21 protein-coding genes are annotated in these 23511 nt (G+C 73.6%); 11 read left to right on the forward strand and 10 right to left on the reverse strand.

Going from position 1 to position 23511, the window contains the following annotated elements; genetic code table 11:
* Positions 1–113: 113 nt before the first annotated feature.
* Positions 114–899 (reverse strand): spermidine synthase, encoded by a 786-nt coding sequence (locus tag ME121_RS13920; protein ID WP_012321315.1) that lies wholly within the window; start codon positions 897–899, stop codon positions 114–116.
* A 154-nt stretch (positions 900–1053) separates the two neighbouring features.
* Here ME121_RS13920 and ME121_RS13925 point away from each other — a divergent pair, with 154 nt between their 5' ends.
* Complete coding sequence (locus tag ME121_RS13925; protein WP_012321314.1) at positions 1054–1305, forward strand: hypothetical protein; 252 nt, start codon at positions 1054–1056, stop codon at positions 1303–1305.
* A 39-nt stretch (positions 1306–1344) separates the two neighbouring features.
* Here the strand turns inward: ME121_RS13925 and ME121_RS13930 are convergent, their stop codons facing one another.
* The 3 genes from ME121_RS13930 to ME121_RS13940 all read right to left on the reverse strand — a co-directional run bounded on the left by ME121_RS13930 (position 1345) and on the right by ME121_RS13940 (position 3539).
* On the reverse strand, positions 1345–1800 hold the full coding sequence (locus ME121_RS13930) for an SRPBCC domain-containing protein (protein WP_024828814.1): 456 nt from the start codon (positions 1798–1800) through the stop codon (positions 1345–1347).
* A 114-nt stretch (positions 1801–1914) separates the two neighbouring features.
* Positions 1915–2208, reverse strand: coding sequence for a hypothetical protein (locus tag ME121_RS13935; RefSeq protein ID WP_012321312.1), 294 nt, complete (start codon positions 2206–2208; stop codon positions 1915–1917).
* Between the two features lie 44 nt (positions 2209–2252).
* Complete coding sequence (locus ME121_RS13940; RefSeq protein WP_012321311.1) at positions 2253–3539, reverse strand: Zn-dependent hydrolase; 1287 nt, start codon at positions 3537–3539, stop codon at positions 2253–2255.
* A 451-nt stretch (positions 3540–3990) separates the two neighbouring features.
* Between ME121_RS13940 and ME121_RS13945 the strand changes: the two genes are divergently transcribed.
* Positions 3991–4593, forward strand: a complete 603-nt coding sequence (locus ME121_RS13945; protein ID WP_012321310.1) for a PAS domain-containing protein — start codon at positions 3991–3993, stop codon at positions 4591–4593.
* 13 nt (positions 4594–4606) lie between these two features.
* Here ME121_RS13945 and ME121_RS13950 read toward each other — a convergent pair whose 3' ends face one another.
* On the reverse strand, positions 4607–5041 hold the full coding sequence (locus tag ME121_RS13950) for a GlcG/HbpS family heme-binding protein (RefSeq protein WP_012321309.1): 435 nt from the start codon (positions 5039–5041) through the stop codon (positions 4607–4609).
* Positions 5042–5141: 100 nt separating this feature from the next.
* The gene (locus ME121_RS13955) at positions 5142–8483 is read right to left on the reverse strand and encodes a DEAD/DEAH box helicase (protein WP_089231245.1); all 3342 of its coding nucleotides are present in this window, start codon (positions 8481–8483) and stop codon (positions 5142–5144) included.
* A 338-nt stretch (positions 8484–8821) separates the two neighbouring features.
* Here ME121_RS13955 and ME121_RS13960 point away from each other — a divergent pair, with 338 nt between their 5' ends.
* Both ME121_RS13960 and ME121_RS13965 read left to right on the forward strand, forming a co-directional pair.
* Entirely contained in the window at positions 8822–11662 is a 2841-nt protein-coding gene (locus ME121_RS13960; RefSeq protein WP_012321307.1) for a PAS domain-containing protein, read from the forward strand.
* Positions 11663–11763: 101 nt separating this feature from the next.
* Positions 11764–12069, forward strand: coding sequence for a hypothetical protein (locus ME121_RS13965; RefSeq protein WP_012321306.1), 306 nt, complete (start codon positions 11764–11766; stop codon positions 12067–12069).
* 155 nt (positions 12070–12224) lie between these two features.
* On the opposite strand, the gene ME121_RS13970 is transcribed toward ME121_RS13965, so the two are convergent.
* The gene (locus ME121_RS13970) at positions 12225–13277 is read right to left on the reverse strand and encodes a DUF2891 domain-containing protein (RefSeq protein ID WP_059409025.1); all 1053 of its coding nucleotides are present in this window, start codon (positions 13275–13277) and stop codon (positions 12225–12227) included.
* A gap of 202 nt (positions 13278–13479) precedes the next feature.
* Here ME121_RS13970 and ME121_RS13975 point away from each other — a divergent pair, with 202 nt between their 5' ends.
* On the forward strand, positions 13480–14247 hold the full coding sequence (locus tag ME121_RS13975) for a CDP-diacylglycerol diphosphatase (protein WP_024828819.1): 768 nt from the start codon (positions 13480–13482) through the stop codon (positions 14245–14247).
* Between the two features lie 10 nt (positions 14248–14257).
* On the opposite strand, the gene ME121_RS13980 is transcribed toward ME121_RS13975, so the two are convergent.
* Together ME121_RS13980 and ME121_RS13985 are read right to left on the reverse strand one after the other, a co-directional pair.
* Positions 14258–14785 carry a P-loop NTPase family protein gene (locus ME121_RS13980; RefSeq protein ID WP_012321303.1) on the reverse strand — a complete coding sequence of 176 codons (528 nt, stop codon included), beginning with the start codon at positions 14783–14785 and terminating at the stop codon, positions 14258–14260.
* A 7-nt stretch (positions 14786–14792) separates the two neighbouring features.
* Positions 14793–15695 (reverse strand): LysR family transcriptional regulator, encoded by a 903-nt coding sequence (locus tag ME121_RS13985; protein WP_024828820.1) that lies wholly within the window; start codon positions 15693–15695, stop codon positions 14793–14795.
* A gap of 170 nt (positions 15696–15865) precedes the next feature.
* Between ME121_RS13985 and ME121_RS13990 the strand changes: the two genes are divergently transcribed.
* The 6 genes from ME121_RS13990 to ME121_RS14015 all read left to right on the forward strand — a co-directional run bounded on the left by ME121_RS13990 (position 15866) and on the right by ME121_RS14015 (position 23083).
* On the forward strand, positions 15866–17398 hold the full coding sequence (locus tag ME121_RS13990) for an ABC transporter substrate-binding protein (protein WP_012321301.1): 1533 nt from the start codon (positions 15866–15868) through the stop codon (positions 17396–17398).
* A gap of 191 nt (positions 17399–17589) precedes the next feature.
* On the forward strand, positions 17590–18507 hold the full coding sequence (locus ME121_RS13995) for an ABC transporter permease (protein WP_012321300.1): 918 nt from the start codon (positions 17590–17592) through the stop codon (positions 18505–18507).
* Positions 18508–18517: 10 nt separating this feature from the next.
* Complete coding sequence (locus ME121_RS14000; protein WP_029358642.1) at positions 18518–19453, forward strand: ABC transporter permease; 936 nt, start codon at positions 18518–18520, stop codon at positions 19451–19453.
* A 60-nt stretch (positions 19454–19513) separates the two neighbouring features.
* Positions 19514–20935, forward strand: coding sequence for a M20 family metallopeptidase (locus tag ME121_RS14005; RefSeq protein WP_059409026.1), 1422 nt, complete (start codon positions 19514–19516; stop codon positions 20933–20935).
* A 4-nt stretch (positions 20936–20939) separates the two neighbouring features.
* Positions 20940–22544 (forward strand): ABC transporter ATP-binding protein, encoded by a 1605-nt coding sequence (locus tag ME121_RS14010; RefSeq protein ID WP_059409039.1) that lies wholly within the window; start codon positions 20940–20942, stop codon positions 22542–22544.
* Between the two features lie 188 nt (positions 22545–22732).
* Positions 22733–23083, forward strand: a complete 351-nt coding sequence (locus ME121_RS14015) for a hypothetical protein (protein ID WP_012321296.1) — start codon at positions 22733–22735, stop codon at positions 23081–23083.
* On the opposite strand, the gene ME121_RS14020 is transcribed toward ME121_RS14015, so the two are convergent.
* Positions 23056–23508, reverse strand: coding sequence for a Ros/MucR family transcriptional regulator (locus ME121_RS14020; RefSeq protein WP_012321295.1), 453 nt, complete (start codon positions 23506–23508; stop codon positions 23056–23058). The genes ME121_RS14015 and ME121_RS14020 overlap by 28 nt on opposite strands.
* Positions 23509–23511 lie beyond the last annotated feature (3 nt).

The raw sequence follows: 23511 nt of genomic DNA on the forward strand, positions 1-23511 counted from the left end.
CCGGACCGTCCGCCGCGCGGAGCCCCTTTCCCGCGCGGCACAGGGGCGTGGCGGGGTTGCCCGGACCGGAGACGCCCGTCGTCCGGACCGCCGCGGCACTCTCGAGGGCCGCCCTAGCGCGCCGGCCGCCGCCGGCCCTGGGCCGGACCGCGCGGTCCGGAGCCGCCCGCCGCCCGGTCGTCGCTCCGGCGCTGGTCCCCCTGGCCCGGGCCTTCGGCCCGCCCCTCGGTCCGGGTCCCGAGCCAGACCACGTGCTTCGGGCCGCTGCCCCGGCCGCTCGCGTGCACGCGCTGCTCGTCGACCGCGAAGCCGGAGCGCTGCAGGCGGCTCTTGAACTTCCGGTCCGGGGCGCCCGACCAGACGCCCAGGATGCCGCCCGGCCGCAGGGCCCAGCGGGCGCGCTTGAGGCCCCAATTGTCGTAGAGCCGGTCGTTCGCCTTGCGCATCAGCCCCTCCGGGCCGTTGTCGACGTCGAGCAGGATCGCGTCGTAGCGCTCCGGGCCGGCCTGGATCAGGCGGTTGACGTCGGCCTCCTGCAGGTCGACCCGCGGATCGTCGAGGCAGCCGGCGAAGACGTGGGCGAGCGGCCCCCGGGCCCAGGCGACCACGGCGGGCACCAGCTCGGCCACCACCACCTGCGCCTCCGGCCCGAGGCCTTCGAGGGCCGCCCGCAGGGTGAAGCCCATGCCGAGGCCGCCGATCAGGATCCGGGCCCGGGGCCTGTCCCGGAGCCGCGCGCAGGTCATCGCCGCGAGCGCCACCTCCGAGCCGCTGCGCCGGTTGTTCATCAGCTCGATCGTGTCGGCCATGATGGCGAACTCGTCGCCGCGCCGCATCAGGCGCAGGTCGGTGCCGCCGCCGGGCACGGACCCGGTATCGAGATGAACCCAGGGTATCACGCGCGCGTCCTCGGTTGCCGGCGCCCTGTCGTGCGGGCGGCGGAGGGATCGCGGCGGGAGCGGGGCGGCGCGCGGGCCCGGCAGTGCGCGCCGCGCAACCCCCCGCCCGGCACCGCGCCTTGCCGCGACCGATTCCGGCGGCGTATCAGCACCTATGGCCAAGCGCATCAAGTCGAGACCGCAGGAGCGGGGCTCCGTTCTGTTCGATATCGTCTTCACGGACGGGTCCCGGGCCTCGAACCGGCGCGTGCCGGCCGAGATCCTCGGCGGCCTCGACGGCGACGAGCCCGCCCGGCAGCTCATCGAAGAGCAGGAGGAGGAGATCGCCCGCAAGGCCGGACGGCCGGGACGCGCGATCGAGAGCCTGACCCGCTCGCCGATCGTCAAGCCGAAGCCGGTCGCCTGATCGGGCCAGCCTGAGGCGGCCGGGACGGGCCTGGGGCGGTCAGGCGCTCTCGGCCAGCCGGCGCGCGACCTCCTCGCGCAGGGCCTCGTTCATCGCGGCGAACCGGGCCTGCATGCGCGTCCGCAGCCACGGGAACAGGCCGGGGGCGAGCAGGCCCGCGACGGTCTCGGCCTGGACGAGGCGGACGCCGTCGGCGGTCTCGGTGATCCGGACCTCGTGCTCGCCGATGAGCAGGGGCGGCGTCGGGATGCCGCCGCGCCACGTGAGCCGCCGGCCGGGCTCCCAGCAGGTCACCGTCACCTGGCGCGCCCGGTAGGCGCGGCCGTTCAGGGTCCGCTCCAGGCGCCAGCGCGCGCCCTCGCGCAGGCGGCCCTCCGCCTTGCGGATGTACGGGTTCCACGCCGGGTAGGAATCCAGATCCGTCAGCACCGACCAGACCAGTCCGGCCCGCGCGGGGATCGCGATCTCCGTGCTGCTGATCCGAGCGCCCGTCATCCGTCCCTCCCGGCGATCCGGCGACCGTTCGCGCCGGCCGCTCACGCCCTCCGAGAACGCGCACCGCCCACCCTTCGGTTCAGACCGCGATCCGGCCGGCGCGCCGGGCGCGGCTCAGACCGCGCCCTCGACCACCTCCAGCGCCCGCAGGATGGCGAAGCCGATCCGCTCGGCCTCGGCCTCCGCGTCGGCGGGGAGCAGCGCCACGGTCTCGACCCCCGGCTCGTCCTCGGGACCGACCACGATCCGGATGACGTCGCCCTCGACCGCCGACGGGTCGTGGATCAGGCCGACCCGGTGGCCGGCCCCCGTGCCGAAGACGCGCAGGGGCGCCTGAACCGGATCGGGCTCCGGCGCCGGATTGCGGGGGACGCCGAAGGCGGGGCGGATGACGTTGTCGTCGGACATGCGAGAACCCAGTCTCCGTTCGTGCGCGCTCGGCGGCGCCGCGCTCAGGCCTGCCCGGCCCGAGGACCGGCGAGGCCCGCCGTCGCCAGCACCGCGTCGGCCAGAACCTCCAGACCGGCTCCGGCCCAGCCCGGCGTGATGCTCTCGGCCTCGTTGTGGCTGATCCCGCCGTGGCAGGGGCAGAACACCAGGGCCGCCGGCACCGCGCGGGCGCAGTAGACGGCGTCGTGGTAGATCGCGGTCGGCATCCGCGTCCAGGCATGGCCCCGCGCCTCGGCCGCCGCCTGGACGCGGTCCACCAGGACCGGGTCGAACGGGGTCGGCGGCGCCCGCCAGAACTCCGCGACCTGGACGGCGACGCCGCGCTCCGCCGCCAGGGCGTCGGCCCGGGCCCGGATCTGCGCGCCCATCGCCTCCAGCTGCGCGGTGTCGCCGTGGCGGGTGTCGAGGCTGAACCAGACCCGGCCGGGCGTGATGTTGCGGCTCGCCGGCTCCGCCCGCAGCACGCCGACGGTGGCGCGGCCGCGCTCCCCGCCCGCGCCGACCGCCGCCTCCGCGATGCCCTCCAGCGACGCGATCAGCGCCGCCGCGGCCATCATCGCGTCGCGCCGGCCCGCCATGGGGCTGCCGGCATGGGCCTCCTCGCCTAGCACCGTGATCTCGTACCAGATCTGGGCGAGCGCCCGGTCGACCACCCCGATGGTGAGGCCCGCATCCTCCAGGCGCTTGCCCTGCTCGATGTGGAGCTCGAAATAGGCGCCGATCTCCCGCAGGGCGGCCGGGTCGGCCGTCCCCTGCCAGCCGATGCGCCGCAGTTCGTCGCCGAAGGCGTGGCCCGCGAGGTCCCGGGTCGCCAGGATGTCGGCCTCCGGGACGATGCCCATGGCGACGCCGCTGCCGCTCATCGGCGGCGCGAAGCGCGCGCCCTCCTCGTTGCACCAGTTGATCAGCAGGAGCGGCGCCTCGGTCTCGATCCCGGCCTCGTGCAGGGCGCGCATGATCTCCAGCCCGGCGAGCACGCCGAGCGGCCCGTCGAACTTGCCCCCGGTGGGCTGGGTGTCGAGGTGGCTGCCGATCGCCACGGGCCTGCGGCTCGGATCCCGCCCGGGACGGCGGAAGATCATGGTGCCGACCCGGTCCACGGTGAGCGTCAGCCCCACCGCCTCGCCCCAGCGCCGGAACAGGGCGCGCCCCTCGGCGTCGCGGTCGGTCAGGGCCTGCCGGTCGTTGCCGCCGTTGGGCAGCGCGCCGATCCGGGCGAGGTCCATCAGGCTGGCCCAGAGCCGGTCCTGCGAGAGCGGGAGATTGATGCGGTCCACCGTGCGGTCCATGGCGTCTCTGCTGCGGGCCTCTCGGCCGAATGCGTACCGGAAGGTGCAGGTTACGGCGCACCGGCAACCCGCACCAGGGCAGGCCCGGCGCGCGTCCCCGCTGTCGGGCGCCGCCGGCGCCGGGTGGCGCCCGGCGATCCACGGGCAGAAGTGCGGATTTCCGCCGGATTGCGGCGTCTACCGATCATTTGTGATCGAATTGTCCGCAACGCGGCGCTCTGAATCCGGTCTTTGTGCCGAACCGGGGCGACGATGATTGTCGAGAACGGGATTGCCCGGAATCGAATGCTTGTCATCCGCAATGCAACCCGGTGGCGCGGGTCCGCGACGCCGTGTCAGAAGCCGATCGCGCAGCCGATCCTGGACTTCGGCGTTGTGAGCCGCATGTGCTGCGGATCAGTCTGTCCGCCACCATACAATCTCAGATTGTAGCCAGTTCGGAGGAGATTCCATGGCGCTGACTTCCACGGCAGCCGATGCCCTGCAGGCCGCCGGATTCGTCGGGGTCTGGGATACGGACGTCCGGGCCGGCCGGTCCGTGCTGGATTCGGGCGCGGCTTCGCTGATGGCGGGGGATCCGGGGCTCGCCGGGACACCGCTGCCGTTGGACGCCGCTCTCGGCCGCATCCACCCGGCGGACCGGGACTGGGTGTTCGGCCGGATCCGCCACGTCCGCCACACCGGCGGCCCGGTCTCCCTCGAATTCCGCGTCGTGACCGGGACTGGCGAGACCCGCTGGATCCTCAACCGCGGCTGCCTGTCGCCCGATTCGGACGGCCGGCTGCACGGGCGCGGGGCCTATATCGACGTCACGGACCTCCACCGGCACGGGATCCGGGCCGCGGTGGTCACCGGCAGCACGAACGGCGCCACGAGCGGCGCCACGAACGGCACGATGAGCGGGGCGGCGAGCGGGGCGGACCTGAACGCCGCGGCCGACCACGGCATCCAGATCCACGCGGCGCTGGAGCGCCACGGCGACCCCTATCTGCGGTCGGTCTCGGGGATGCTGCTCCTCGGGATCGGCCGCGCGCTGGCGCGGCGCGACCCCTGACAGGCCTTCCGGCTCAGGTCCGCCAGGGATGGGCCGGCAGCTCGGTCCGGCCGATGGCCTTGGCGCCGGCCTCCGCGACGGTGTGGTCGTTCTCCACCGTCGAGCCGCTGACCCCGATGGCGCCCGACATCACGCCGTCGGCATCGACGATCGGGATCCCGCCCGGGAAGGTGATCAGCCCGTCGTTCGAGTGCTCGATCCCGTAGAGCGGGCCGCCCGGCTGGGACAGCTGGCCGATCTGGCCGGTCATCATGCCGAAGAACACCGAGGTCTTGGCCTTCTTGTGGGCGATGTCGATCGACCCGACCCAGGCATCGTCCATGCGGTGGAACGCCTTGAGGTTCCCGCCGGAATCGACCACCGCGATGCACATCTGGGTGCCGAGCTCCACGGCCTTGGCGCGGGCGGCCGCGATCGCCTTCTCGGCCTGCTCGATCGTCACGTGCATGGGACACTCCCGTTCGCGTTGTTGGCGCGACAGCCTGTGGCGGCTTGAAGCGGACGATGCAAGATCAACCGCAGATCGGCAGCGCCCTCGCCCGGCGCCGTCAGGCCGCACTCTCCCGGACGGCGCGGATGCGCTCCAGGAGGTCGGTCGCGAGCGCCGTGCAGGCGGCCGAATCCGGGCAGGGCCGCTTCCACACCACCCGCCCATCGCGCAGCACGATCCCCGCCTCGGCGGCCATCGCGGTCAGCGGCCGGTCGGGGCGCAGGTCGGCCGCGACGCCCTGCGGGCCGCCCCGGAGCCGGGCGACGCCCAGCGCGCAGCAGGCCGCGCGCAGCCGCGCGAGGTCGAACAGGGCGAGCACCGGCGCGGGGGCCGCGCCGAACCGGTCCTCGACTTCGCCGGCGAGCGCCTCGATCGCCTCGGCATCCTGCAGGCGCAGGAGGCGCGTGTAGAGGCTGAGGCGGATCTCGGGCTCGGGGACGTAGTCCTCGGGGATCCGGCTCGGCAGGCCGAGCTCGATCTCCGGGCTCCAATCCTCGGCGCGCTCGCCCTTGGCGGCGGTGAGCGCCAGCTGCAGGAGGTGCTGGTAGAGGCCGAGCCCCACGAGCTTGGCGTGCCCCGCCTGATCCTCGCCGACGAGGTCGCCGGCGCCGCGCAGGTCGAGGTCGCGGGCGCTGACCGCGAAGCCGGCCCCGAGGCGGTCGAGGGCCTCCAGGGCGCGCAGGCGCTGGAGCGCCGCCGCCGGCGGGGGCGCGGCCGGGTCGCTGAGCAGGTGGACGGTGCCGCGGCGCGGGCCGCGGCCGACGCGGCCCCGGAGCTGGTGGAGCTGCGCCAGGCCGAACCGGGCGGCCTCCCAGACCAGCATGGTGTTGGCCCGCGGCACGTCGAGGCCGCTCTCCACGATGGCGGTGGCGAGCAGGACGTCGCCGTCGCCCTCCGCGAACCGGACCATGACCTCGTCCATGGCGGAGGGCTTGAGATCCCCGTGCGCCACCAGGATGTCGAGGCCCGGCACGAGGGCCCGCAGGCGCTCGGCCATGGGGGCGATGTCCTCGATCCGCGGGCAGACCACGAAGCTCTGGCCGCCGCGCCGGTGCTCGCGGATGAGCGCCTCGCGGACCGCCTCGGCGTCGAAGGGCGCCACCACGGTCCGGACCGGCTGGCGCAGAGCCGGCGGCGTGGCGAGCACGCTGAGGCTCTGGAGGCCGACGAGCGCCGCCTGGAGGGTGCGGGGGATCGGCGTCGCGGTGAGCGTCAGCACGTGGCCGCCTTCCGCGAGGCGGCGCAGGTCGGCCTTCATCTTGGCGCCGAAGCGCTGCTCCTCGTCGATCACGGTCAGGCCGAGATCGGCGAACGCCACCCCGCCGCCGGCGAGGGCGTGGGTGCCGACCACCAGCCGGATCGTGCCGTCGGCGAGCCCCGCCTTGACGCGCTTGGCCTCGGCCGGGGCCACGAGGCGCGAGAGCTGCGCCACCTCCACGCCGAACCGGCCGAAGCGGCGGCGCAGGGTCTCGGCGTGCTGGCGCGCCAGCACGGTGGTCGGCGCGATCAGCGCCGCCTGCCTGCCGGAGAAGATCGCGGCCGCGAGCGCCCGCAGCGCCACCTCGGTCTTGCCGAAGCCGACATCGCCGCAGACCAGCCGGTCCATCGGGCGGCCGGAGGCGAGGTCGGCCATCAGCGCGTCGACCGCCGCCGCCTGGTCGGGGGTCGGGGCGAAGCCGAAGCCGGCGGCGAACCGCTCCATCTCGCTGGCCGGCGGCGCCAGGACCGGCGCCTCGGTCTCCCGGCGGGCCCGGGCGGCCTCCAGCATCAGGCGGGCGGTCCGCGCCATGGTGGCCTCGGCCTCCAGGCGGCGCCGGGGCCACGTGCCGCCGTCGAGCTTGTCGAGGGTGACGGCGTCGGGCTCCGACCCGTAGCGCCAGATCCGATCGGCCTGCGTGACCGGCACCATCAGGATCGCGTCGCCGGCGAAGCGCAGGCGCAGGGCCTCGGAGGGCGCCCCGTCCTGCGTTGCCCCCGGCGCGGCACTCGGCGGGGCACTCGGCGCGGCACTCGGCGCCGAGACGGGCTCCAGCCCCTCGAACACGCAAAGGCCGTGGTCCCGGTCGACCGCCACGTCGCCGGGGCGCAGGTCGACCTCGCCCATCGGCAGGATCGCCCGGGCGCCGCCCGTGACGGCGGCCTCCGGACCGAACAGGTCGGCGGCGGCGATCACGCTGGCGCCCTGCTCGGGCACCCGGAAGCCGGCCGCCAGCGGGGCCTCCAGGGCGAGGACGTCGCCGGGCGCCGCCTCGGCCACGTCGGCCCAGGCGTCGATCAGCCGGATCGGGCGCTCGGCGATCTTGCCCGCCTGGCGCACGAGGCGCCGGAGCGGCCGGACCGAGCCGGCGAGCACGACGACGTCGCCGGCCTTCAGCCGCGCGCGCAGGACCTTGGCGAAGGCCGTGCCGGGCCGGCGCTCCCCGGCGAAGCGCGGCATGGCGCGCGGCTCCCCGGCCGCCTCGGTGGCGGTGAGCCGGCCGTGGGCCGCCACGATGGCGCGCCACGCCTCCGGCGCCAGGTAGAGGCCGGCGCCGGGCCCCGCCGGCGCGTCGCGGCCCTTCATCCGGCCCCGCGCCTCGTCCATCTGCTCGAAGAACGCGTCGATCCGGGCCTGCGTGCCGTCCTCGACCGCGAGGCGCGCCTCGGGCACGTAGTCGAGGAGCGTCACGAGGCGCGGGTAGTAGCGGTCCAGGCGGTGCTCCTGCCCGGTGAACGGCTCGAAGCTCTGGCCGGAACCGGGCTCCAGGATGATCTCGGTGGCCGGGTCGATGACGAGTTCGTCGGCCTCCGCCACCGAGCGCTGCGAGATCGGGTCGTAGGAGCGGATCGCGGTGACGCGGCCCTCCGCGTGCTCGATCCGGCACGGCCGCGGCGCGGCGGCGGGGAACACCTCCACGGTGCGCCCGCGGACGGCGATCTCGCCCGGCTCGTCGACCCGCTCGTCGAGGATGTAGCCGAGGCGCTTGAGGTCGGCGGTGGCGGCCGCGACGTCGAGGGGGTCGCCGACCCGGAGCGTCACGCGGGCCGAGGCCCAGGTCTCCGGCGGCGGCACGCGCTGCACGAGGGCGGGGGCGGTCGTCAGAACGAAGTCCGGCAGCGCGTCCCGGTCGGTCAGCCAGCGCATCACGGCGGCCCGGGCGCCCATCGTCGCCCGCGACGGCGAGGCGTGGTCGAAGGGCAGGCAGTCCCACTCGGGATAGACCGCGACCCGCGCGTCGGGCTCCAGCGCCCGCAGGGTCGCGGCGAGATCCTCGAGGCGGCGGGCGTCCCGGGCGACGTGCACCACCGGCCCCGGCCCCTCGGCGAAGGCCAGGAGCGCGACCGCCAGGGCGCCGGTGGGCATCAGCGGCGCGTCCTCCAGCCCCTGCTGGGCGCCCGCCTTCGTCCTGCGCTTGGCCATGCCTGATCCGAACCCATCCCTTGTGAGCCGGCAACGCCGCACCCGCCCCGCGGGCTCCCGACCGCGGCGATCCGATCCACAAGGGCCGCGCGGCGCCCGCCGGATCGCGTCGCGCGGCTCCGACGGGCGCCGCAGGACGAGATCCCGGCAGGTGCCCGAAGCCCGGTCGGCCGCACCGGCAAGACTTGGACGGCGACCGTGAAACCGCGCCGCCGCCGACAATTTGAGATGAATGTCGAGTATTGGACGAACGCGGAATGCTTGCGCTGGTCCCGCCGTCGGACGCGTGATGCAGAGTTTCACTAGGGAGAAGCGGGAGCGTAGGCTATGACGACCCCGTGTCGCCGAACGAGACAATACCCCGCCCGTCGGGTTTCGAGCCCCGGCATCCCCAGCGGCTCGCCGCCTTGCGCGCCTACGCGATCCTCGATACGCCACCGGAGCGCGCGTTCGACGAGATCGCCGAGATGGCCGCCCAGGCCTGCGGCACGCCGATGGCCCACATCAACTTCGTCGACGCCGACCGGCAGTGGATCAAGGCCGCGTTCGGCCACGCCGCCCGGACGATGCCGCTCGATTTCGGCTTCTGCACCGAGGCCATGCGCGCGGACGGCGTCCTCGTGCTGCCCGATCTGGCCGCGGAGCCGGAGAGCGCCGCCAACCCCCTCGTGACCGGCGAACCGCACCTGCGCTTCTACGCCGGCGTGCCCCTTGTGACGCCGGACGGCTGGGCGATCGGGACGCTCTGCGTCCTCGACCGCGTCCCGCGCACGCTCACCGACCAGCAGCGCTTCATCCTGATGGCGCTCGCCCGGACGGTGATGACGCAGCTGGAATCCCGGAACGCCGAGGCGGCCCTGCGCCGGAACGAGGAGCGCTACCGCTCGCTGTTCACCTTCATCGATGCCGGCTTCTGCCTCATCGAGGTGAAGTTCGCCGACGGCGACCGGCCCGTCGACTACCGCTTCCTGGAGGTCAACCCCGCTTTCGAGCGGCAGACCGGCCTGCGGGAGGCGGTGGGCCGCTGGATGCGGGACCTCGCCCCCGACCACGAGCAGCACTGGTTCGACCTCTACGGCCGGGTCGCCCTGACCGGCGAGCCGGTCCGGTTCGAGCAGGCCGCCGCGGCGCTGGGCCGCTGGTACGACGTGCACGCCTACCGGGTCGACGGGCCGGCGCGGAACCGCGTCGCGATCCTGTTCAACGACATCACCGAGCGCCGCCGGGGCGAGAACGCGCTGCGGGCCCGCGAGGCGGAGCTCCGGCTGGTCGCGGACGCGATGCCGGTCCTGATCGCCTTCATCGACCGCGACCTGACCTACCGGTTCGCGAACGCCGCCTACGAGACCTGGACCGGCCAGACCCCCGACGCCGTCGTCGGGCGGACCGTTCGCGACCTCCTCGGCCCCGGCGCGTTCGAGGCCCGACGCGCCGGCATCGAGCGGGCGCTCGCCGGTCAGGAGGTCCGCGAGGAGTGGGCCTGGACCTTCCCGAACGGGCAGGCCCGGATCGCCGACACCCGCTACCTCCCGCGCCGCGGACCGGACGGAAGCGTCGACGGGTTCTACGTCTTCGCCCACGACGTCTCCGAGCGGAAGCGGAACGAGGTCCTGCTCCAGTCCCGGGCGGAGCACCTGGAGGCGCAGGTCGCCGCCCAGACCCGCGACCGCGACCGGGTCTGGACGCTGTCGCCGGTGCTGAAGCTCGTCTCGGACCGGACCGGGCAGGTCCAGTCGGTGAACCCCTCGTGGAGCCGGGCGCTCGGCTGGTCCGAGGCCGAGACGATCGGGCGGGCGGCCCTGGACTTCCTCGCCCCCACCGAGCGCGCGGCGGCGGAGGCGGCGCTGCGCCCGCTCTGCGCGGACAGCCGGGTCGAGGATGTGGAACTGTCGTGCCTGACCCGCGCCGGCGACCGGCGGCGGGTGCTCTGGACCGTCGTGCCGGAGGACGGGCTGTTCTACGGCTTCGGGCGCGACATCACCGAGCAGCGCCAGGCCGAGGAGGCCCTGCGCCAGTCCCAGAAGCTCGAGGCCATCGGCCAGCTCACCGGCGGGGTGGCGCACGACTTCAACAACCTCCTGACCATCATCCGATCCTCCGTGGAGTTCCTGCGCCGGCCGGAGCTGGCCGAGGAGCGCCGGCGCCGCTACCTCGACGCCGTCTCCGACACGGTCGACCGGGCGGCCAAGCTCACCGGCCAGCTCCTCGCCTTCGCCCGGCGCCAGGCGCTGAAGCCCCAGGTGTTCGACATCGGCGCGCGCCTGCGCAGCATCGCCGACATGCTCGACTCGGTCACCGGCGCGCGCATCCGCGTCACCATCGACCTGCCGGAGACACCCCGCTACGTGCGCGCCGACGAGAGCCAGTTCGAGACCGCGCTGATCAACATGGCGGTCAACGCCCGCGACGCCATGGACGGGGAAGGGTCACTGATCCTGCGGCTGGAGGGCGACAGCCCGATGCCGCCGATCCGCGGGCATGCCGGCGCGACGGGGCCGTTCGTGGCCGTGCGGGTCTCCGACACCGGCGCCGGCATCCCGGACGCGGATCTGGGGCGGATCTTCGAGCCGTTCTTCACCACCAAGGAGGTCGGCAAGGGCACCGGCCTCGGCCTCAGCCAGGTGATCGGCTTCGCCAAGCAGTCGGGCGGCGACATCGACGTGGCGAGCGCGCTCGGCCACGGCACGACCTTCTCGCTCTACCTGCCGCAGGTCGAGGCCCCCGCCGCGCCGTCCGAGGCCGACCGCGCGTCCGACCGGGCGGCGGAGCCGCGGCGGGGCCTGTGCATCCTCGTCGTGGAGGACAATCTCGGGGTCGGGCGCTTCTGCACCCAGATCCTGGAGGATCTGGGCCACGCGCCGGTCTGGGCGAAATCCGCCGAGGAGGCGCTGGCCGAGCTCGACCGGGCGCCGGACCGGTTCGACGTGGTCTTCTCCGACGTGGTCATGCCGGGGATGGGCGGCTTCGCCCTCGCCCGGCAGCTCCGGACCCACCGTCCCGACCTGCCGGTGGTGCTGACGTCGGGCTACAGCCACGTCCTCGCCAAGGACGACGCCCACGGCTTCGCCCTCGTGCGCAAGCCCTACTCGGCCGAGCAGCTCGCCCAGATCCTCTACGAGACGGCGCAGCGGGGGCGGCAGCCGGCCTCCCGGGCCCGACCCGCCGTCGGCTCCGATTAACAGACTTCGCTAGAATTCATCCGCGGTCTGGACGGCAATATTCCCGCGGATCCGATCCGGCTGTAGTCTATCGCCCATCGACCGCCGGGGCCTCGACCGCCATGCCGCTGACCGGACGTTTCTGGTTCCGCCGGACCTGGACCGGCAAGCTGATCCTGCTCGTCGAGGAGGAGCGCGGGCGCTGGTTCCGGCGCCGCCTCGGCCGCACCCTGCGCTGGCGCGACGCGCGGCTGCTCGACCTCGCCGAGGGGCCGCTGCGGGGGCTGATGACGTTGGAGCGGACCTACCGCGCCGAGTTCGGCCCCGGCGAGCCGCGCCGCCCCGCCGGCCTCGCGGCGGTCCCGGCCGGGCTGGCCCTGGCGCGCGGCGGACCGGAGCCAGGAACAAGGCCGCCCCTGTCGGGTTGACGGGAGGCAACACAGCGACGGCGTCGCTGTCTTGCAGCCCCTCGTGGGCGTTTCCTCCCTAGACTTCCGGACCGTTCTCCCCGGGGACGGTCCTTTTTTTGCTGTCCACCGCCAGTGCTCGACGGAGCCCGCGACGGACAGTTCTCAAGAATCTCTCAGAAAGTCTTCCCGCCGCCCTGGGTGTCGCCCGCGACGGCCTCGAGGGCCAGCAGCGCGAAGGTCGCGAGCCAGTGCTCGCCCATGTAGTCGCCGGTGACGTGCGGGAGGCCCGCCGCGAGGTGCGCCTCCGCGGCCGCGCGGAGTGGCGGCCGGCGGGGATCGTCCGGACCGAGGGACGCGGCGAGCGCGCGGAAGCACCACGCGCGGCTGAGGTTCAGCCCGTCGAGATGGGCGATCTTCCCGTCCGAGCGGTCGGTCACGCGGGCCGGGCGGAACAGGGTCGCCGGCCGGGACGCCGCGAGACCGGGCAGGAACCGGTCGAACCAGGGCGCGAAGCGCGCGGGCGGCAGCAGGCGGCGCATGCACTCCGCCTCGATCAGCGCCGAGGAGAGGAAGTCGTCGCCGCCGGGCTCGCCCCAGGCCGGGCAATCCGCGTCGTCCCCGTACCAGCGGACGGCGGTGTCGCGCAGCAGGGCAATCAGCGCGGCATCCCCGGCGCCCTCCGCGTAATCGGCCGCCAGGCGCAGCGCGAAGGCGGTGTTGAAGTGGGTCCCGACCCGCACCGGGTAGGTCGCCACCGGCAGGAACTCCGCGAATCGACCGACGATCAGCCCGGCCAGCGGCGCCAGGGCCTCGGACCAGCGGCGCTCCGGGAGCGCGGAGAGTTCGTCGGCGAGCTTCAGGAGCCAGCCCCAGCCGTAGGGCCTCTCGAATCCCCGGGCGGTCGGGGCGGCGAAGTAGGCGCATTCCCCCGCCACCGTCCCGGGGGTCAGCTGCGCGTCGAACCGGGCGCGGATCGCCGCGGCCTGCGGGCCGTCCGGGAACAGCCGCAGCACCCGCGCCAGCAGCCACGTGCCGTGGACGCAGGAATGCCAATCGTAGCTGCCGTGGAAGGCCGGGTGCAGGGCCGCGGGGGTGCGGGCATCGGCCGGCCCGGCCAGGACGTGCCCCGGCTTGTTCGGATACTCGCGGCCGACATGGCCGAGGGCGACGGCGGCGAAGCGCGCGGCGAGGTCGGGGGTGAGCGTGGGGGTGAGCGCGGGCGTCATCGCGGCATTCCGGCGGGGACTTGGCTGGGACTTGGCGGGGACTTGGCGGAGGCTTGGCTGAGACTTGGCGGGGACTCTGCGACCGCCGGCATAGCGGGTTTCCCGGTGCGGCGTCAGGGCCCGCGGATCCTTTGCCGGCGCGGCCCCGGATCGGCTATCGCGGAGGGCCGGGCCGGACGCGCCGGCCTCACCGGGAGTCCCCATGCGCCGCGCGCCGCCCGCCGCCCTCCTCGTCGCGGCCCTGTCGGCCGCCGCGGCACCGGCCACCGCCGCGCCGGACCCGAGCCGCGACGTCCTGTGGGCGGCCCTGAAGACCTGCGTGCTCGCCAAGCGGCTCGCCAACCGGACCTTCCCGTGCCTCTCGGTCGATCTCGGGGACGGGACGCGGCCGGGCTCGGCGGTCCTGCGCGCGCCCGGCGAGCCGACCCACAGCGTCGTCATGCCGACCGACACCGTGCCGGGCCTGGAGGCGCCGGTCCTGCGCGGGCCGCGGGGTGCGGCCTACTGGCGGGCGGCCCTGGCGGCGCGGCCGCTCGTGTCGGACGCGCTGAAGGGGAGGCTCACCCCCGCGGAGGTCGGGCTCGCGGTCAACTCGGCCCGGGGCCGCAGCCAGGACCAGCTCCACATCCACCTCGACTGCCTGAAGCCGAGCGTGCTGAAGGCCGTCCGGGCGCACGGCCGGCAGGTGCGCCACACCTGGAGCCGCTTCCCGGTGCCGCTGGCCGGCGACCGCTACTACGCCCTGCGCGTGCCGGAGGCGGAGGCCGCGCAGTTCAACCCGTTCGCGGCCCTTCACACCCTGCCGGGCGCCCGGCCCGACCTGCACCGGACGAGCTTCGCGGCGCTCGCCACGCCCCCCGGCGATCCCGAGCCGGGCTACATCCTGCTGGCCTACCGGGCGCCGAGCGCCAGCGCCGAGGACGTGATGGACCATAGCTGCGCCGTCGCGGCCGCCCGGGGCGGCGCCTGAGCGGTCCGGGTCACCGGCTCAGCCCCTCCGCGCGGTAGAAGCCGGCCAGGGCGGCCCCCGTGGCCAGCCGGATCTTGGGCAGGGCGATGCGGTCGAACAGGGCCGCGTCGCGCGCGCGGTTCCCGCGTTCGGTGACGGCGATGTGGCGGATCATCGCCCATTTCACGCTGTCCCGGCCGCCGTCGAGGACGCCAGGCCGGTCACGCACGAACCACGACCGGCGCAGGTAGCGGATCAGGCCGGTGGCGGTCGGGACGTCGAGGAGGATCACGCCCGTCGCCCGCGCCAGACGCTGCGGCAGGCACCGGGCGTAGGTGCCGTCCATGACCCAGCGGGGCTCGCGGATCGCCGCGTCGTGCAGGGCCTGGAACTCCGCGAAGGGCCGCGGCTCCCAGTCGGTGCCCGGCCGGTGGTACAGCCGGTCGAGGTGGACCGGCGGCAGGCCGCGCGCCCGCGCGACGGCGACCGCCAGGGTGGACTTGCCGCTGTTCGACGGTCCCAGGATGCAGAGCCGCGGGCCGAGCGCGTCGAGGGTCACGGCGGCGTCACGGCGACCGCGGCGGCGGCAGCGCGTCGAGCAGCTGGCGCAGGAACGCCCGCACCGCCCGGGGCAGCCGCCGGTCGCGCATGGCCTGGACCTTGATGCCGCGGGCGAGGCTCGCCCGGGACTGGATCGGCAGGCTGACCAGCTCGTTGAGGCGCAGCGGCGTCCGGACCGACAGGGCCGACATCAGCGCCAGCCCGCGCGACCGCCGCACGAAGGGCAGCAGCGCCGAGAGCTTGTTGGCGGTCAGCACGGGCTCGACCGTGAGGCCCTCGTGCGCGCAGGCGGCGTCGAAGACCTGCCGCAGGGTCGTGTCCCGGGTCGGCAGGGCGACGGGATAGTGCAGCAGGTCGACGAGGCGCAGGGCCGGCGCCCGCGCGAGGGGGTGGTCGGGGGCGGCCAGCGCCAGCATGTCGACCTGCCCGTCGTAGAGAACCTCGACCTGCGCGGTTGGCGTCAGCGCGAAGGTGATCCCGAGATCGGCATCCCCCGCCGCGACCGTCTGGGTGACCTGGGCCGGGGGCTGGACCGTGACCTCGAAGCGGATGCCGGGATGGTCGGCGTGGAAGGCCGCGATCGCGTTCGGCACGATGTCGAGGGAGAAGCCCTCGGAGCAGGCGACCCGGATCAGCCCGCGGGCGAGCCCTTCGAGCTCCCGGATCTCGGTGACCACCTGCTCGGAGCGGATCAGCACCTGATGGGCGTGCTGCGCCAGGAGCTCCCCGGCCGGGCTCGGCACCATGCCGCGCGGGCGCCGCTCGAACAGCACGCAGTCGAGTTCGGCCTCGAGGTTGGCGATCTGCCGGCTGATCGCCGAGGCCGCGACGTTGAGCTGGGCCGAGGCCGCCGCGATCGAGCCGGTGCGGGCCACGGCCAGGAAGTAGCGCAGGCCCGTGCTCTGCATTATCGTGCTCGATACGCTGTATGGTGCCGCGCACATTGCCGATACGGCAACGCAGCACTCGCCAAATTCTACTTGTTGCGATCCCAGATGCACAACACCATGGCAGGGTGAAAAACGCGGCACCCGCGGAACCGTCCGCCGGGCCTGTCCGCCGCGCCGTCGGAGCCTGCATGCCGCTACGGACTCTCACCCGGGCCGCCACCCTGGCCGCCTCGCTCGCCGCACTGATGGCCGCGCACCCGGCGCTCGCCGGCAAGGCCGACGACACGCTGGTCTACGCCTCCGACAGCGAGCCCGAGAACGTCAGCCCGTACCACAACAGCGCCCGCGAGGGCGTGATCCTGGCCCGGAACTGCTGGGACACGCTGCTGTACCGGGATCCCAAGGACGGCACCTACAAGCCGATGCTGGCGACCGCCTGGACATGGGCGGACGACACGACCCTCGACCTCACGATCCGCGAGGGCGTGGTCTTCCACAACGGCGACCCGCTCGGGCCCGAGGACGTGGCCTTCACGTTCAACTACGTGCTGACCCCCGAGGCGCGCACGGTCACCCGCCAGAACGTCGACTGGATGAAGTCGGTGGAGGTGACCGGCCCGCACAGCGTGCGCATCCACCTCAAGGCGCCGTTCCCGGCCGCGCTCGAGTACCTCGCCGGCCCGACCCCGATCTTCCCGGCGAACTACTTCAAGAAGGTCGGCCTCGACGGCTTCGCCAAGGCGCCGGTCGGCAGCGGACCCTACCGGATCACCAAGGTCGACAGCGGCCGCGGCGTCAGCATGGAGCGGTTCGACAAGTACTGGGCGGAGAGCCCTCTGGGTAAGCCGAAGATCGGCAAGCTGCAGTTCCGCGTCATCCCGGACGGCGAGAGCCGGATGGCCGAGCTGATGACCGGCGGCGTCGACTGGATCTGGCGGGTGCCGAGCGACCAGGCCGAGCAGCTGCGCGCCGCGCCCAACATCACGGTCCTCAATTCCGAGACGATGCGGGTCGGCTTCCTGCAGTTCGACACGCTCGGCCGCGCCAAGGAGAACTCGCCGCTCAAGGACGTGCGCGTCCGGCAGGCGATCTCCTACGCCATCGACCGCAAGGCGATGGTCGACAACCTCGTGCGCGGCGCCTCGCGGGTGATGAACGCGCTGTGCTTCGTCGACCAGTTCGGCTGCACCGACCAGGGGGTGATGCGCTACCCCTACGACCCCGCCAAGGCCAAGGCGCTGCTCAAGGAAGCCGGCTACGGAAACGGCTTCGAGATCGACCTCGGCGCCTATCGCGAGCGCGACTACGCCGAGGCGGTGATCGGCTATCTCGGCGCCGTCGGCATCAAGGCGCGGCTCAACTACCTGCGCTACGCGGCGTTCCGCGACGCGCTGCGGGCCGGCAAGACCTCGATCGGCTACCAGACCTGGGGCTCGTTCTCGGTGCTGGACGTCTCGGCCTTCGACGGGGTGTATTTCCGCGGCGGCGAGGAGGATCTGACCAAGGATCCGCAGGTGATCGCGGATCTGCAGAAGGGCGACGGCTCGACCGACCCGGAGACGCGCAAGGCCGCCTACGCCAAGGCGCTCCAGCGGATCGCCGCGGAAGCCTACGCGCTGCCGATGTTCTCCTACTCGACCAACTACGCCTTCACGTCGGACCTCAACTTCACCGCCCAGCCCGACGAGGTGCCGCGCTTCTACGCGGCGTCGTGGAAGTGACGGCGGTGGCCGCGGCGCGCCGAGCCCCCTCTCCCGTGCGGGAGCGGGTTGGGGTGAGGGGCCCGGTCAGTCCGGAGAGGTCGCATCCCTCACCCTGTCCCTCTCCCGCACGGGAGAGGGGACCCGCGATCGGTCCGGATGCCGTGAGCGCCGACCGATCCGTCTCCGATCGCCACGAAGGAGCCTGAGCCATGCTGGCCTTCACGGTCCGGCGCGTGCTGGTCGCCCTGGCGGTGGCCGTCACCGTCTCGGTGGCGAGCTTCCTGCTCCTCCACCTCTCGGGCGACCTCGCCACCGCCATCGCCGGCCCGGAGGCCACGGGCCCCCAGATCGCGCAGATCCGCCGGGATTACGGCCTCGACCAGCCGCTGCTGACCCAGTTCCTCACCTGGGGCTGGCGGGCGCTGCACCTCGATTTCGGCAACTCCTTCTATTTCCGCGAGAGCGTGATCGACCTGCTGGCCGCCCGCCTGCCGATCACCCTCTACCTCGGCATCATCGCGCTGGCCGTCGCGCTGTTCGTGGCGATCCCGCTCGGCGTCGTCGCCGCCGTGAAGCGGGACACGTGGATCGACCGGACGGCACTGGCCGTCTCGGTGCTCGGCCAGGCGATGCCGAGCTTCTGGTTCGGCCTGACGCTGATCCTGATCTTCTCCGTCAATCTCCGCTGGCTGCCGGTCTCCGGCAACGCCACGTGGAAGAACTTCGTCCTGCCCGCGGTGGCGCTCGGCTACTACGCGATGCCGGCGGTGATGCGCCTCACCCGCAACGGCATGCTGGAGGTGCTGGCCTCCGACTACGTCCGCACCGCCCGCGCCAAGGGGCTGCCGCCCCGGAAGATCCTGGTCCGGCACGCGCTGCGCAACGCCGTGATCCCGGTGATCGCCCTGTCGGCGGTGCAGTTCGGCTTCATGCTCGGCGGCTCGATCGTGATCGAGGCGGTGTTCTCGCTCCAGGGCCTCGGGCAGCTCGCCTGGGAATCCATCGCCCGCAACGACTTCCCCGTCGTCCAGGCGATCGTGCTGGTGCTCGCCATGATCTACATCGGCCTGACGCTCGCCGCCGACCTCCTGAACGCCTTCCTCGACCCGCGCCTGCGCCAGTCGTGAGGATCCGCCGATGAGCCTCCCCCCCGACACGGCGGCGCTCGCCGCCCCGGCCCTGCCCCCGGACGCGCCGGTCGCGCTGGCGCCGGTCCCCTCCCCCACCCGCCTGATCCTGCGGCGGGGCCTGCGCCACACCGGCTTCCTGATCGGCGCCGGGATCCTCGGGCTGATCGTGCTGGCGGCGCTCGCCGCCCCGCTCATCGCGCCCCACGACCCCTACGCGCAGGACGTGTCCCGCCGCCTGATCCCGCCGGTCTGGCAGGCCAAGGGCACCTGGGCGCACGTGCTCGGCACCGACAAGCTCGGCCGCGACTACCTGAGCCGCCTGCTCTACGGCGGCCAGATCTCCCTCCTGATCGGGCTCTCGGCGGCGCTGATCTCCGGGCTGATCGGCACGACGCTGGGGCTCTGCGCCGGCTATTTCGGCGGCTGGGTCGACTCGGTGGTGAGCTACATCGTCACCACGCGGCTCGCCATGCCGGTGGTGCTGGTGGCGCTGGCCATGGCGGCGCTGGTCGGCGGCTCGCTCAAGGTGGTGGTGCTGGTGCTGGGCTTCCTGCTCTGGGACCGCTTCGCCGTGGTGACCCGGGCCGCCACCCAGCAGATCCGCAACCAGGATTTCGTCTCGGCCGCCCGCGCCGCGGGGCTCACGGACCTGCGGATCATCCGCCAGGAGATCCTGCCCAACATCATGAACGCCCTGATCGTCGTGGCGACCCTGGAGATGGCCCACGCGATCCTGCTGGAGGCCGCCCTGTCGTTCCTCGGGCTCGGCGTGCAGCCGCCCCTGCCCTCCTGGGGCCTGATGATCGCCGAGGGCAAGCAGTACATGTTCTTCCAGCCCTGGGTGATCACCATCCCGGGCGTGGCGCTCCTCCTGCTCGTGCTGGCGATCAATCTCCTGGGCGACGGCCTGCGCGACATCACGGCGCCCGAGGCGCGCAATTGACGCCTCCGCCGGGCCAGAGCCGGCCGGCAGATTAACGAAATGTTTCACGGGAAACACACCATGACGCGAGACGCCGCCATCGCGCGCGCCACGGAGGCCTTCGATTCGGGCGCGTTCCTCGCGCTCCTGCGGGAGGCCGTGGCGATGCCCACCGAGAGCCAGGCCCCCGGCCAGGAAGCGGCGCTCCGCGCCTATCTCGACGCCTTCATCGCGCCCCTCGTCGCCCGCCTCGGCTTCGAGACCCCGGAAATCTTCCCGAACCCGGACGGGGTGCACGGCCCGTTCCTGATCGCCGAGCGGCACGAGGGTATGGGCCTGCCCACCGTGCTGATCTACGGCCACGGCGACACGGTGCGGGGCTATCCCGAGCAGTGGCGCGAGGGCCTCGGCCCCTGGGAGATCGTGGTCGAGGGCGACCGCTGGTACGGCCGCGGCACCGCCGACAACAAGGGCCAGCACGTCCTCAACCTAGCCGCCCTGGAGCAGGTGATCGCGGCCCGCGAGGGCCATCTCGGCTTCAACGTGAAGCTGCTGATCGAGATGGGCGAGGAATCGGGCTCCCCGGGCCTGCGGCCGTTCTGCCGGGAGCAGGCCGAGTCCCTGCGCTCCGACGTGCTGATCGCCTCGGACGGCCCCCGCCTCAACGGCGAGCGCCCGACCCTCTTCCTGGGCTCCCGCGGCGCCTACAATTTCGAGCTGAGCCTGAACCTGCGCGAGGGCCCGCACCATTCCGGCAACTGGGGCGGCCTGCTGCGCAACCCCGGCACGGTGCTGGCCTCGGCGATCGCCTCGATGGTCGACGCGCGCGGCAGCATCCTGGTGGACGCCCTGCGGCCGCCGCCGATCCCCGAGGGCGTGCGCGCGGCTTTGGCCGACATCCGCGTCGGCGAGGACCCGACCGCGCCCACGATCGATTCCGACTGGGGCGAGCCGGGCCTCACCCCGGCCGAGCGGGTCTTCGCCTGGAACACGCTGGAGGTGCTGGCCTTCAAGACCGGCGATCCGGACGGCCCGCTCAACGCCGTGCCGCCCCACGCCAAGGCGACCCTGCAGCTGCGCTTCGTGGTCGGCACCGACTGGCAGAACCTGATCCAGAACGTGCGCGCCCATCTCGACGCGCACGGCTTCCCGATGATCGAGGTCAGGCCGGCCCGCGCCGCCGAGGTGTTCCAGGCGACGCGGCTGCCGGTGGAGGATCCCTGGGTCGAGTGGGCGCTCCAGTCGATCGAGGCGAGCTCCGGCAAGAAGCCGGCGCTGCTGCCCAATCTCGGCGGCTCGCTGCCGAACGACGCCTTCTCGGAGATCTTAGGGTTGCCGACCCTCTGGGTGCCGCATTCCTACCCGGCCTGCCGCCAGCACGGGCCCGACGAGCACATGCTCGCCTCCGGCACCCGCGAGGGTCTGGCGATCATGGCCGGGCTGTTCTGGGATCTCGGGCAGGATGGCCCGGACATCCTCCGCCGCCGCGAAGCGAGGGCCTGACACGATGAGCGAGCCGGTCGTCCGCGTCCGCGATCTGACGATCGCGCTCCCCAAGGGCGCCGACCGCCCGCACGCGGTCGAGGGCCTGAACCTCGACCTCGAGGCCGGGAAGATCCTGTGCGTGGTCGGGGAATCGGGCTCGGGCAAGTCGATGAGCGCCTACGCGCTGACCGGCCTCCTGCCCCGGGCCCTGAAGCCGACGGCCGGCACGATCCTGTTCGAGGGGCGGGACCTCCTGACCCTCGACGAGCCGGCGTGGCGGTCCCTCCGCGGCCGGCGCATCGCCATGGTGTTCCAGGAGCCGATGACGGCGCTGAACCCGGTGATGCGGATCGGCGACCAGATCGCCGAGATGTTCGAGGCGCACAACCTGCTCACCCGCGGCGAGCGCTGGGCCCGGGCGGTGGCGCTGGCCACCGAGGTCGGCCTGCCGAATCCCGAGGAGGCGGTCCGGGCCTACCCGCACCAGCTCTCCGGCGGCCAGCGGCAGCGGGCGATGATCGCCATGGCGCTGGCGCTGGAGCCCTCGGTGCTGGTCGCCGACGAGCCGACCACGGCGCTCGACGTCACCACCCAGGCCCAGATCCTCCGGCTGATCCGCGACCTGCAGCGGAAGCGCGGGATGAGCGTCCTGTTCATCACCCACGATTTCGGCGTGGTGGCGGAGATCGCCGACCACGTGGCGGTGCTCCAGCGCGGGCGGCTCGTCGAGTCCGGCACGGCCGAAGCGGTGCTGCGCAACCCGCAGGCGCCCTACACCAAGGCGCTGCTCGCCGCCGTCCCGAGCCTGACGCCGCCGGCGCGCCCTCCGCTCGCGGCGGCCCCGGTCGCCCTGTCGGTCGCCGGCCTGTCGAAGACCTATGCCGGGCGCTCCGGCCTGTTCGGCAAGCCGCGGGTCGTGGCGGCGGTCAGGCAAGTCTCGTTCGATGTCCGCCGCGGCGAGACATTGGGGATCGTGGGCGAATCCGGCTCGGGCAAGTCGACCACGGCGCGGCTCGCGATCCGGCTGATCGAGCCCGACGGCGGCACGGTGCGCCTGGGTGACCTCGACTACACGGCGCTCAAGAGCGGCGCGCTGCGCGACAAGCGCAGCCGCATCCAGATGATCTTCCAGGACCCGTTCGCGTCGCTGAACCCGCGCCGCACCGTGGAGCAGATCATCACGGCGGGGCCGATCGCCCACGGGGTCCCGGCCGCGGAGGCGCGGGAGCGGGCGCGGAGCCTCCTCGACCTCGTCGGCCTCGATCCGAAGGCCGCTGCCCGCTACCCCAACGCCTTCTCGGGCGGCCAGCGCCAGCGCATCGGCATCGCCCGGGCGCTCGCCATGGAGCCGGACGTGCTGGTGGCCGACGAGGCGGTCTCGGCCCTGGACGTCTCGGTCCAGCGGCAGGTGCTGGATCTCCTGGAGGACCTGAAGCAGCGCCTGTCGCTGGCGATGCTGTTCATCACCCACGACCTGCGGGTGGCCGCCACGATCTGCGACCGGATCGCCGTGATGCACCGCGGCGCCATCGTGGAGATGCGGGGCACCGCGGACCTGTTCGCCGCGCCGGAGCACGCCTACACCCGCACCCTGCTCGCCGCGGTGCCGGGGGCGCACGCGCCCTGAGCCGTGCCGGCCCCGGACAGGCCAATCTGGGACGCAGAGACAAGTTTTTTGGACGGGACTGCCCTGTCCGGATCCTGCGAGTTCAGTAGGATAGCGCCGTTGTCGAGGGTGGAGCACCCCGGCGGATCTACGGCTGCACCCGCTATCCGTCCCCGCCCGCACCTCGCACGGGGACAGGGTTATCGAGCGTGTCGATCTCAGACAAGACCGACGACATCCGGCCGAACCGCAAGCGCAGCGAGGCGGATCTGCCGCCGGTGCTGCGCCGCGGGCGCGAGCACCGGATCGTGCGCTGGATCGGCGCCGCCAACCGCAAGGCACAGCGCTCCGCGGAGGACACCGCGCCCGCCTCCGCGGACAACCGCGTGATCAAGCTGAGCTGGGCCGACACGTTCGGCCGCCCGAGCCGGGCCGAGCCCGGCCGGCCCGCTCCGGGCCCCGCACAGGTGCTGCCGTTCCAGGGGCGCCGGAGCGAGACCGCGCCGCGCTCGACCCGGCGCCGCGCCGCCGATCAGCCGCCGGTGCCCGTCCTGCGCTGATCGACGCGCCCGCCGGGCACACCGAGGCCGATCGCCTTCGCGAGGGCGGAGCGCTGCGCGGCGTAGCCCGGCGCGGTCATCGGGTAATCGTCCGGCAGGCCGTAGCGCTCGCGGTACCGCTCCGGCGTCAGGCCGTGGGCGGTGAGGTGGCGTTTCAGGGTCTTGTAGGTCCGGCCGTCGATGAAGCTGACGATGCCGTCCTCCTGGACCGACTTGCGGATCTGGGCCGGCGTCGGCCGCTCCACGGCCGGCTCGGCGGCCGCCGCGGGCGGCTGCCCGTCGAGGGCCGCCAGGGCCGCGTGCACGCTCGCCATCAGCTCCGGCAGGGCCGTCGGCGGAACGGAATTGTTCGAGACGTAGGCGGCGACGATCTCGCCCACCAGCGTGACCAACCTGAGGCTGTTCTCGGGATTCTTTTCAGGCACTGC

This window comes from Methylobacterium sp. ME121 (assembly GCF_000974725.1).
GTDB lineage: Bacteria > Pseudomonadota > Alphaproteobacteria > Rhizobiales > Beijerinckiaceae > Methylobacterium > Methylobacterium radiotolerans.

Bases quoted from the DNA above. Each gene is read 5' to 3' on its own strand.
- ME121_RS13925 (WP_012321314.1), top strand. From the start codon at position 1,054: ATGGCCAAGCGCATCAAGTCGAGACCGCAGGAGCGGGGCTCCGTTCTG.
- ME121_RS13930 (WP_024828814.1), bottom strand. From the start codon at position 1,800: ATGACGGGCGCTCGGATCAGCAGCACGGAGATCGCGATCCCCGCGCGG.
- ME121_RS13935 (WP_012321312.1), bottom strand. From the start codon at position 2,208: ATGTCCGACGACAACGTCATCCGCCCCGCCTTCGGCGTCCCCCGCAAT.
- ME121_RS13940 (WP_012321311.1), bottom strand. From the start codon at position 3,539: ATGGACCGCACGGTGGACCGCATCAATCTCCCGCTCTCGCAGGACCGG.
- ME121_RS13945 (WP_012321310.1), top strand. From the start codon at position 3,991: ATGGCGCTGACTTCCACGGCAGCCGATGCCCTGCAGGCCGCCGGATTC.
- ME121_RS13950 (WP_012321309.1), bottom strand. From the start codon at position 5,041: ATGCACGTGACGATCGAGCAGGCCGAGAAGGCGATCGCGGCCGCCCGC.
- ME121_RS13955 (WP_089231245.1), bottom strand. From the start codon at position 8,483: ATGGCCAAGCGCAGGACGAAGGCGGGCGCCCAGCAGGGGCTGGAGGAC.
- ME121_RS13965 (WP_012321306.1), top strand. From the start codon at position 11,764: ATGCCGCTGACCGGACGTTTCTGGTTCCGCCGGACCTGGACCGGCAAG.
- ME121_RS13970 (WP_059409025.1), bottom strand. From the start codon at position 13,277: ATGACGCCCGCGCTCACCCCCACGCTCACCCCCGACCTCGCCGCGCGC.
- ME121_RS13975 (WP_024828819.1), top strand. From the start codon at position 13,480: ATGCGCCGCGCGCCGCCCGCCGCCCTCCTCGTCGCGGCCCTGTCGGCC.
- ME121_RS13985 (WP_024828820.1), bottom strand. From the start codon at position 15,695: ATGCAGAGCACGGGCCTGCGCTACTTCCTGGCCGTGGCCCGCACCGGC.
- ME121_RS13990 (WP_012321301.1), top strand. From the start codon at position 15,866: ATGCCGCTACGGACTCTCACCCGGGCCGCCACCCTGGCCGCCTCGCTC.
- ME121_RS13995 (WP_012321300.1), top strand. From the start codon at position 17,590: ATGCTGGCCTTCACGGTCCGGCGCGTGCTGGTCGCCCTGGCGGTGGCC.
- ME121_RS14000 (WP_029358642.1), top strand. From the start codon at position 18,518: ATGAGCCTCCCCCCCGACACGGCGGCGCTCGCCGCCCCGGCCCTGCCC.
- ME121_RS14005 (WP_059409026.1), top strand. From the start codon at position 19,514: ATGACGCGAGACGCCGCCATCGCGCGCGCCACGGAGGCCTTCGATTCG.
- ME121_RS14010 (WP_059409039.1), top strand. From the start codon at position 20,940: ATGAGCGAGCCGGTCGTCCGCGTCCGCGATCTGACGATCGCGCTCCCC.